General features: G+C 67.9%; 11 protein-coding genes. 4 read left to right on the top strand and 7 right to left on the bottom strand.

The window, feature by feature from the left end; genetic code table 11:
- The coding region (locus tag RF701_RS16315) for an EAL domain-containing protein (protein WP_308815588.1) at positions 1-1,999 on the top strand (1,999 nt) is incomplete at its 5' end.
- Positions 2,000-2,029: 30 nt separating this feature from the next.
- On the opposite strand, the gene ubiA is transcribed toward RF701_RS16315, so the two are convergent.
- On the bottom strand, positions 2,030-2,944 hold the full coding sequence (ubiA, locus tag RF701_RS16310) for a 4-hydroxybenzoate octaprenyltransferase (protein WP_308815587.1): 915 nt from the start codon (positions 2,942-2,944) through the stop codon (positions 2,030-2,032).
- Between the two features lie 137 nt (positions 2,945-3,081).
- Here ubiA and RF701_RS16305 point away from each other — a divergent pair, with 137 nt between their 5' ends.
- From RF701_RS16305 to RF701_RS16295, 3 genes are read left to right on the top strand one after another with little or no spacing between them, the layout of a single operon-like run.
- Positions 3,082-3,255 (top strand): hypothetical protein, encoded by a 174-nt coding sequence (locus RF701_RS16305; RefSeq protein WP_308815586.1) that lies wholly within the window; start codon positions 3,082-3,084, stop codon positions 3,253-3,255.
- Positions 3,252-4,004, top strand: a complete 753-nt coding sequence (locus tag RF701_RS16300; RefSeq protein WP_210356702.1) for a 16S rRNA (uracil(1498)-N(3))-methyltransferase — start codon at positions 3,252-3,254, stop codon at positions 4,002-4,004. Before RF701_RS16305 ends, RF701_RS16300 begins: the two co-directional genes overlap by 4 nt.
- 45 nt (positions 4,005-4,049) lie before the next feature.
- Positions 4,050-5,423, top strand: coding sequence for a glutamate--cysteine ligase (locus RF701_RS16295; RefSeq protein ID WP_308815585.1), 1,374 nt, complete (start codon positions 4,050-4,052; stop codon positions 5,421-5,423).
- A gap of 199 nt (positions 5,424-5,622) precedes the next feature.
- Here the strand turns inward: RF701_RS16295 and RF701_RS16290 are convergent, their stop codons facing one another.
- The 6 genes from RF701_RS16290 to RF701_RS16265 form a co-directional block, all read right to left on the bottom strand.
- Positions 5,623-6,876 (bottom strand): isoprenylcysteine carboxylmethyltransferase family protein, encoded by a 1,254-nt coding sequence (locus tag RF701_RS16290; RefSeq protein ID WP_374758660.1) that lies wholly within the window; start codon positions 6,874-6,876, stop codon positions 5,623-5,625.
- A 245-nt stretch (positions 6,877-7,121) separates the two neighbouring features.
- Positions 7,122-7,253, bottom strand: a complete 132-nt coding sequence (locus tag RF701_RS16285) for a hypothetical protein (RefSeq protein WP_308815583.1) — start codon at positions 7,251-7,253, stop codon at positions 7,122-7,124.
- Positions 7,250-7,546 (bottom strand): hypothetical protein, encoded by a 297-nt coding sequence (locus tag RF701_RS16280; RefSeq protein ID WP_308815582.1) that lies wholly within the window; start codon positions 7,544-7,546, stop codon positions 7,250-7,252. The genes RF701_RS16285 and RF701_RS16280 overlap by 4 nt, the downstream gene beginning before the upstream one ends.
- Entirely contained in the window at positions 7,543-8,091 is a 549-nt protein-coding gene (locus tag RF701_RS16275) for a glycosyl hydrolase 108 family protein (RefSeq protein WP_308815581.1), read from the bottom strand. The genes RF701_RS16280 and RF701_RS16275 overlap by 4 nt, the downstream gene beginning before the upstream one ends.
- Positions 8,088-8,531, bottom strand: coding sequence for a hypothetical protein (locus RF701_RS16270; protein ID WP_308815580.1), 444 nt, complete (start codon positions 8,529-8,531; stop codon positions 8,088-8,090). Before RF701_RS16270 ends, RF701_RS16275 begins: the two co-directional genes overlap by 4 nt.
- Positions 8,524-8,766 (bottom strand): hypothetical protein, encoded by a 243-nt coding sequence (locus RF701_RS16265; protein WP_308815579.1) that lies wholly within the window; start codon positions 8,764-8,766, stop codon positions 8,524-8,526. Before RF701_RS16265 ends, RF701_RS16270 begins: the two co-directional genes overlap by 8 nt.
- Positions 8,767-8,772: the final 6 nt, after the last annotated feature.

Raw genomic sequence — 8,772 nt, 5'->3', positions numbered from 1 at the left:
GTCCGTGCCGCCGGTCCTGTTCCTGTCCGGCGGGGCGCCCGGCGCCGCCTATGCGCTCTGGATGATCCTGTCGGTGCTGATGACCGCCGGCGCGGTCGCGATGGCGCCGCTCGCGCTCGCGACGATCGCCTTCGTCGGCGGCCTGGGGTTCATCGTCTTCGCGCAGCTGGCGATCGTCGGCGCCTATGCGCAGGCGGGAGCGACGGCGGCGTTCACGGGGCTGCTGGTGCTCGCCTGCCTCAACCGGGCGCGCTCGCTCGTCATCATCCGCGCCAGCCAGATCGCGCTGGCGGAGCGTGACGAGACGGTCAGCCTGCTGCTGCGGGAGTTCGAGGAGGCCGACGCGGACTGGCTGTGGGAAACCGACGCGATGCGCCACATCGTCAAGGCCTCGCCGCGGTTCGCCTTCGCCTGCGGTCTCGACCCGCTGACGATCAACGGCAAACCCTTTCTCCAGGTGCTCGCCGGGCCGAGCTGGGAAACCGGGGCCTTCGCACCGGGCCTGCGCACGCTGGCGGAGAAGCTCAAGGGCCGCGAAAGCTTCCGCGACCTGCGCCTGCCCGTCTATGTCGGCGGCGAGGAGCGCTGGTGGGAACTCGCCGCCTCGCCCCGCTTCGATCCGTCGGGCGCGTTCTGCGGCTTCCGGGGGGTGGGTTCGGACGTCACCGAACAGCGCGCCTCGGCAGACCGCATCGATCGCATGGCGCGGTTCGACACGCTGACCGGCCTGCCCAACCGGCTGCAGGTCAACGAGACGCTGCAGCGCGCGATGAGCGACGCCGAACAATGGGGCGGGCGCTGCGCATTCATGATGATCGACCTCGACCGCTTCAAGGCGGTCAACGACACTTTGGGCCATCCGATCGGCGACCGCCTGCTCGGCCGCGTGTCGGAACGGTTGGCGCACCTGATGGGCAGCGGCGAGATGTGCGGCCGCCTCGGCGGCGACGAATTCGCCGTCGTCGTCCGCGACGGTTCGGACATCACCCGCATCGAGGCGCTGGCGCGCCGCATCATCGAGACGCTGTCGCAACCCTATGAGGTCGACCAGCATACGCTCTACATCGGCGCGTCGGTCGGGCTCGCGGTCGGGCCGCGCGACGGGCGGACGGCGGAGATGCTGATCCGCTCCGCCGACCTCGCGCTATACCGCGCCAAGGATGCGGGACGCGGTGTCTACCACGCCTATGAGCCCGAGCTGCACGTCCAGGCGGAGGAACGCCGAGTCCTCGAAATGGCGCTCCGCCAGGCGATCGAGAAAGGCGAGATGCACCTGAATTATCAGCCGGTCGTCGACGCGGAATCGGCGCGGCTGAAGGGGTTCGAGGCACTGGTGCGCTGGCAGAGCGCGCAGTTCGGCAATGTCTCGCCCGCCAAGTTCATCCCGCTGGCGGAGGAGGCGCGCCTGATCCAGCCGATCGGCGAATGGGTGCTGCGCACCGCCTGCCACGAGGCGGCGCAATGGCCGTCGGACATCCGCGTCGCGGTAAACGTCTCGCCCGACCAGCTGCAGAACCCGAATTTCGTGCAGGTGGTGACCAGCGCGCTCGCCAGCTCCGGCCTGTCGCCCGAGCGGCTCGAGCTCGAGGTCACCGAAAGCGTGTTCATGCATGAGGGCCTGGGCGCGACGAAGGTGCTGGAGAGCATCCTCGACCTGGGCGTGCGGCTCAGCCTCGACGACTTCGGCACGGGCTATTCGTCGCTCGGCTATCTGTCGCGCACGCGATTCTCCTCGATCAAGATCGACCGCAGCTTCGTGCAGGGCGCGTCGCAGGGCGTGAAGGAGGCGATCGCCATCATCCGCGCCGTCGTGGCGCTCGCGCAGAGCCTCGGCATGGCGACCACCGCCGAGGGCGTCGAGACCGAGACGGAGCATCGCATGGTGCAGGACCTCGGCTGCACCAAGGTCCAGGGCTATTATTTCGGCCGGCCGCTTCCGGTCGAGGAGGCACGCGCGCTCGCCTGCCGCGGCTGGGGGGCGGGTTCCGTCGCCGCCTGATCCCGGGCGATCGGCCTCGCCCGCGATCGATCAGGCGCTGCCGACCACCAGGCAGGCGAGGAACATCAACAGGCCCGCGAACCGGTTGCTGCGAAACCGCTGCAACGCGCCGGCACCGTCGTCCGGGCGAAGCGTCGCCACCTGCCACGCCAGATGCCCCGCGACCGGCAGCAATGCGACGAGCGCCAGCGGATCGGGGCGGACGCACCACAGCGCCCCGCCCCACAGCGCCACCGCGGCGGCATAGAAGGTAGCCGTGCCGCCGCGCACGTGCGTGCCCATCCGCAACGCCGACGAGCGCACGCCGATCAGCGCATCGTCCTCGCGATCCTGCAGCGCATAGATCGTGTCATATCCGATCACCCAGGCGATCGAACCGGCATAGAGCAGCCACATCGGCGCCGACAGGTCGCCCGCCACCTCGCTCCACCCGACCAGTGCGGCCCAGGAGAAGACGAGCCCCAGCCACGCCTGCGGCCACCAGGTGATGCGCTTCATGAACGGATAGGCCGCCACGGGGGCGAGGCTGGCGAGTGCGACGCCGATGGCGAGACCGTGGAGCTGCATCAGCACCACCAGCCCGACGAGACACAGCGCGACCAGCCAGCCCCAGGCGAGGCCGATCGACACCTGCCCGCTGGGGATCGGCCGGCTGCGCGTCCGCGCCACCTGCGCATCCAGGTCGCGGTCGACGATGTCGTTGTAGACGCAGCCTGCGCCGCGCATCGCGATGCTGCCCGCGAGGATCCAGAGGATCAGGTCCCAGCGCGCGATCGCCCCGCCCGCCAGCGCCACCGCCCATGCGCCGGGCCAGAACAACAGCCACCAGCCGATCGGCCGGTCGAACCGTGCAAGCAGGGCGAGCCCGCGCAGCGGCTGCGGCAGCCGACCCACGAGCCCCTTGTGCTCGCTGTCGGGTACGATCTCTTCGCTGGTCGTGGTCATGCCGACCCCTTTCCCCGCCGCCGCGACGACCGCAACCCCTCACCTTTCCGCCGACGGCGCCCCGCACGCGACGACGATCCCGGCCAGCCGGCGAATCCCGCCTCGCGCTTGCCGCAAATGTCGGGCAAGCGGGGGACATGATCGGATTGTCGGTGGCGGTTGGCCGCTTCGTGGAGGCGCTGTTTTGGGCGATCCTGCGCGTTGCGGGCGTGGTGAGCGTGGCGGTGGTCGCTGTCGCCGCCGCGGCGCTGCTTGCCTTTATCCTCGCCCGCAAGATCTGGGCCCGACAGGCCCGCCGGAGACGCCCGTGACCGCTACCCCCGCCTGGCCGCCGCAATCGACGCCGCGGCTGTTCGTCGCCCCCCCCTTGGCCGCGGGCATGCTGCGCATCGATGGCGCCCCCGCCCATTACCTGGTCTCCGTTATGCGCTTCGCCCCCGGCGATCCGGTCAAGCTGTTCGACGACGCCACCGGCGAATGGCTGGCGGTCGCGCGCGACGTCGGACGGCGCGACCTGACGGTCGAGGTCGTGGAATGCCTGCGCCCACGCGAGCCGGTGCCCGACCTGTGGCTCGTCGCGGCCCCGCTGAAGAAGGGGCGGGTCGACTGGCTGGCGGAAAAGGCGTGCGAGCTCGGCGTCGATCGCCTCGTTCCCGTCCTCACCAGCCGCACCGTGGTCGACAAGCTGAAGCTCGACCGCCTGCGCGCGCACATGGTCGAAGCGGCGGAGCAATGCGCGCGCACGGCGCTTCCCTCGCTCGTCGAGCCGGTCAAGCTTGCCGCTTTGCTGCGCGATTGGCCGCAAGAGCGCGCCCTGTTCTTCGCCGACGAGACGGGCGGCGAGCCCGCCTTCGACGCCATGCGCGCGCGGCGTGGCCCGGCGGCGATCCTGATCGGCCCCGAAGGCGGCTTCACCGAAGAGGAGCGCGCCGCGATCCGCGCGCATCCCGCCGCGGTCGGCGTCGGGCTGGGGCCGCGGATCCTGCGCGCCGACACGGCCGCTGCCGCGGCCATATCGGTGTGGATGGCGGCCGCCGGGGACTGGTCCGAAGCGGGCTAACTTGATCACTGGCGCCCCTGTTCATCCCCGCGTAAGGCGCGGATCATGACGACCAAGACCGCCACGATGAAGGACTCGCCGATCATCGAGTCGCGCGACCAGTTGATCGCCAGCTTCGCGCGCGGCGAAAAGCCCGCGGAGCGCTGGCGGATCGGCACCGAGCACGAGAAGTTCGTCTACCGCACCGCGGATCATCGCGCGCCCGCCTGGGACGAGGCCGGCGGCATCCGCGACCTGCTGGTCGACCTGCAGCGCCACGGCTGGCAACCGGTCGAGGAGAACGGCAACCTCATCGCACTGACCGGGACCGACGGCAGCGTCAGCCTGGAGCCGGCGGGACAGTTCGAGCTGTCGGGCGCCCCGCTCGAAAATCTGCACCAGACCTGCGCGGAGACTGGCCGTCACCTGCGCCAGGTGAAGGAGGCGGGCGAACGGCTGGGCCTCGGCTTCCTGGGCCTCGGCATGTGGCCGGACAAGGCGCGCGCGGAGCTGCCGATCATGCCCAAGGGTCGCTATGCGATCATGCTGCGTCACATGCCGCGGGTCGGCACCATGGGGCTCGACATGATGCTGCGCACCTGCACGATCCAGGTGAACCTGGACTATGCCTCGGAAGCGGACATGGCGAAGAAGTTTCGCGTCGGACTCGCGCTGCAGCCGCTCGCGACCGCGCTGTTCGCCAATTCGCCGTTCACGGAGGGCAAGCCCAATGGCTTCCTCTCCTACCGCAGCCACATCTGGTCGGATACCGATCCGGCGCGCACGGGCATGCTGCCCTTCGTGTTCGAGGACGGCTTCGGCTACGAGCGCTATGCCGATTACATGCTCGATGTGCCGATGTACTTCGTCTATCGCGACGGCCGGTACATCGACGCGGCGGGCCTCTCGTTCCGCGACTTTCTGAAGGGCGAACTCAGCGTGCTGCCCGGCGAGAAGCCGACGCTGGACGACTGGAACGACCATCTGTCCACCGCCTTCCCGGAGGTGCGGCTCAAGACCTTCCTGGAGATGCGCGGCGCCGACGGCGGTCCGTGGAACAGGATCTGCGCCCTGCCCGCCTTCTGGGTCGGCCTGCTCTATGACGGTGGCGCGCTCGATGCGGCGTGGGACCTCGTCAAGGACTGGGACATCGTCGATCGCCAGGCGCTTCGCGATGCCGTGCCGAAGCGCGGCCTCGACGCGCCGCTGCCGGGCGGTGGCCGCCTCGCCGATATCGCGGGCCAGGTGCTGGACATCGCCCACGCGGGTCTTTCGGCGCGCGCGCGGACCAATGCCGCAGGCGACGACGAGACCGGCTTCCTCGATCCGCTTCGTGAAGTGGTTCGCAGCGGCAAGGTCCCGGCGCAGCGGCTGCTCGACGCCTATAGTGGAGACTGGCAGGGCGACATCAGCCGCGTCTATGCAGAGGCGAGCTTCTAAACTGGCTTTTCGGCCAGGATTATGCTATAAGAGTTAACGCTCTTTGTAATCGTTGGGAATTCTTCGAAGCGGCGTTGCGACCGCTTTCACGGTACCCCGCTAACCTGTGCGACTTTTGTGACTTTTCGCGCGGAACGATGGCGGCTGCCCGCACGACCTTGGCGATGCTTGGGCTCGACGCCCACCGCGCACCTCGTTTCTACCGGCCCGTCAGCCAGCGAAAGAACCGGGGCACGACGCCGTATCGCGTCATCCAGGCGCTATAGGCCTGATACTCTGGGTCCATGCCCAGATGCCGCTCCTCGGTCTTCGCGCGCCAGTAGTAGATGCCGCTGACCACGGCCATCAGCAGCGTGGCGCGGACGGCATCGACGATCCCGCCGGTCGACAGGATCGGCAGGGTCGAGGCCCACCAGAACAGATTCTTCGACAGATAGGCCGGATGGCGTGACAGGGCATAGGGGCCGTGCGTCAGGATGCCGCGGTTGGTCAGGTTGGAAAAGCGCAGGCCGAACGCCACCGTCGCCCAGGCGTAGATGGCGGTGAGCAGCACCAACAGCCCGCCCCAGCCGGCGAGCAGCCACGGATGCCACTGGAACCAGACGGTCCATTCCTGCGTGCCGGGATGATAGTCGAACGGGCCGCCCGTCTCCATCAGGATGAAGGGCGGGTAGCACATCAGGGCGGCGGTCCAGCCGGCGGCGAACGGATTGGCGCTGCGGATATGCGAATCGAGCGGACGCAGCGTCAGGACATAGCCGACCGTCGCGATCATCACGTCGACCACGAACATCAGCGCGATCAGCCACTGCCCGAGCGCGGCGGGATCGTGGAGCGCGGCTCTCAGGTCGGTGCGGATCAGCGCGCCATAGCCGCCCGGCACGATCGCGAGCATGAATGCGAGGAAGAAGCCCTTGACCGCCCAGGCGCGCAGATGGCCCTGGATGGCGGCTGCCTCCCACCCGGCCTGACCGGTCAGCCAGGCACCGAAATGCCATGCACCGTCCCGTGGCTCGACAAGGCGGCGGTCCAGCCAGAAGACGTAGGGCAGCGCGAGCAGCGCCACGACCGGCACGCTCCACGTCAGGCACCACATGGCAAAGGCGAAATTGCCCTGCCAGTAGAACCGCCCGGTGAAGTAGACGAGCGCGATCGCGCCCCAGGTCGCGAACAGCCCGGCGATCTTGGTCAGGCTGACGTCGACGGCTTCGCGACCGCGGCGGCGCAGGGTCCAGTCGATGCCGGTGCTCGCCCGTCGATGCACCTTGTCGACGGCGAGCGACCAGCCGATCATCGGCACGGCGGTCCAGGCGAGCGCGACGAGCGCGGCATAGGGCCCGTCCATTCCGACATGCCCGGCGATCACGAGCCAGGCCATCAGCCCGACCACCCCCGCGACCCCGACGCCGGTGCTGACGGCCGACGGGGGGCGCGCAGGTGCGGATGGCTGCATGGCTTCGGACATGCGGCCATCTAACCGCGCAGTGGTAAGCAAGCGGTGAACCATGGCTGGACGCTTGCATCGTGCGGCTCAGCCGCTAGAACGGCGCTCCACCGACGGTGGTCGATGGCGCGGGCGGGTATAGCACAATGGTAGTGCAGCAGCCTTCCAAGCTTTAGCGGCCATGCAATATCAAATACTTAGCCGCCGAAATCATTCCAATTACCCAACAGCTAGGGACTGATGTTGGAACGGCATCAGCCGGGTTTCGGCTTGTTGAGCTTGTCCACCGCGGCCTGTGCCGCGGCCGTGATCGCAGCGGTCGCGAGGGCCTGCGCGGTCGGCTTCGCGATGACCGCAAAGGCCTTCAGGATCTTGCCAAGGTTCATGAGACTTCCTTCGTCGACACCGGATCGGCAGGAGTGCCGGCCGGGATTTCAGACTGGCGATGCAGCACGTCCATCGCCTTGCCGGCCAGCTCGGCGCCGGCCTTCGTCGATGCGGTCCACATGCCATAGACATCGCGCAGAATGGCGCCGGCGACGCCGGACGCGAGCGCGGTGAAGAGCTGCGACTTGTCCAGCTCGGGGATGAACGCCACCAGCGAGATGATGTAGACGAACAGCGTCCAAGCGCCGATCGTCAGCCATCCGCGTTCGTTGGGCCAGCCGGGCCCGGTCATGCGGCCTGCCCGATGCGGTTGGCGATCCAACCATAGAAGAACGCCTCATTGGCGGGGCGCGCCTCTGTTATGTCAGCGTATCGCGCCACCTGAAAACCATCGAGCACCTTCAGCAGGACAGCCTCGCCCCCAATGCCGCGGCGTTGCTTGTAGCTGTCGAGCGCCGCGAGCGTCACGGCCCCGATCCGGCCGTCGACCTTCAGATCTGGCCAAAGCGTTGCGCCGGCATTGAGCAGGTTAAGCGCGCGCTGAAGGAAGCCGCCGGCGATCTCCTGGCCCATGTTGATGCCAGTATCGAACAGCTCCGATCCGACGCGGGCATAACGCAGCGCGACCTGATCGAAGAGCACATCGGTCCAGTACTGCCGCCGGTAAATCTGCGCAGCCGTCGATTGCGGCAAGATTCGCATATCGCCGGCGTAACCGTACGCCCGAGCCACCTGCTCGGTGACCCCCCAACGCGTCGGGCCGCCGCGATCGGCGGGGTGATTGCTGTAGTCGCCCTCGCGAATGATGACGGCCTGGATCTCCTGATCAACTGTCATGATACACCCTTCTCGGCCACGAGGGCGGCGGCTTCCGCAACGGCCACGCGTGTGCCTTTGATCGTCGCCTTCTCGACGACCGCCGTTTTGCTCTGCTCTTTGCGCATCGCCCGGATCCGCGCGGCGTGCTCGGCCGCCTTGTCCGGTGCCGTCTCGATGAGCAGCAACAGCGCATCGAGGCAGCCGATGACATTGTTCAACTGGTGCCTGAGAAGACCGACCTCGACCTCATGCGAGGCGTTCTGGACCTCGATCTTTGCTTCGAGTTTCTCAATCCGGGACAGGCGACGATCACCCAGCGCCGTTTTGGCTTTGGTCGTCGCGTCGACGATCGCTGGCCACCCTCGGATCAGAGCCACGGTGACGGTCAGCAGCAGACCCCATCCCCAAGGCGCCCGCTCAAACGATGAACCAATGATTGATGTGAGCCCCTCAAGCATCTGCGTCGGCCGACGCCGCGGCATGAACGATCGCGAGTGCCTCTGTCAGCCACTCGCGATAGAGCCCCTCGGCCGTTGCCATCGCAGCATGCAGTCGTCCAAGCGCCTGATCGCGAGCCAAGCCCCGTAAGCCATGAACAGTGATCGCGGCGACTCGCTGAGTGCCACTACCAAATTCACTATTGCTCTGGATTGCGCTGACATTAGCATCGAGCTGCGAGATGAAATCGGACATGCCAGC

The organism is Sphingomonas sp. GV3 (assembly GCF_031082075.1).
In the GTDB taxonomy this organism is placed as follows: Bacteria; Pseudomonadota; Alphaproteobacteria; order Sphingomonadales; family Sphingomonadaceae; genus Sphingomonas; species Sphingomonas beigongshangi.
The sequence above is the reverse complement of the archived record's forward strand: the minus strand, read 5'-3'. Positions and strand labels throughout refer to the sequence as shown.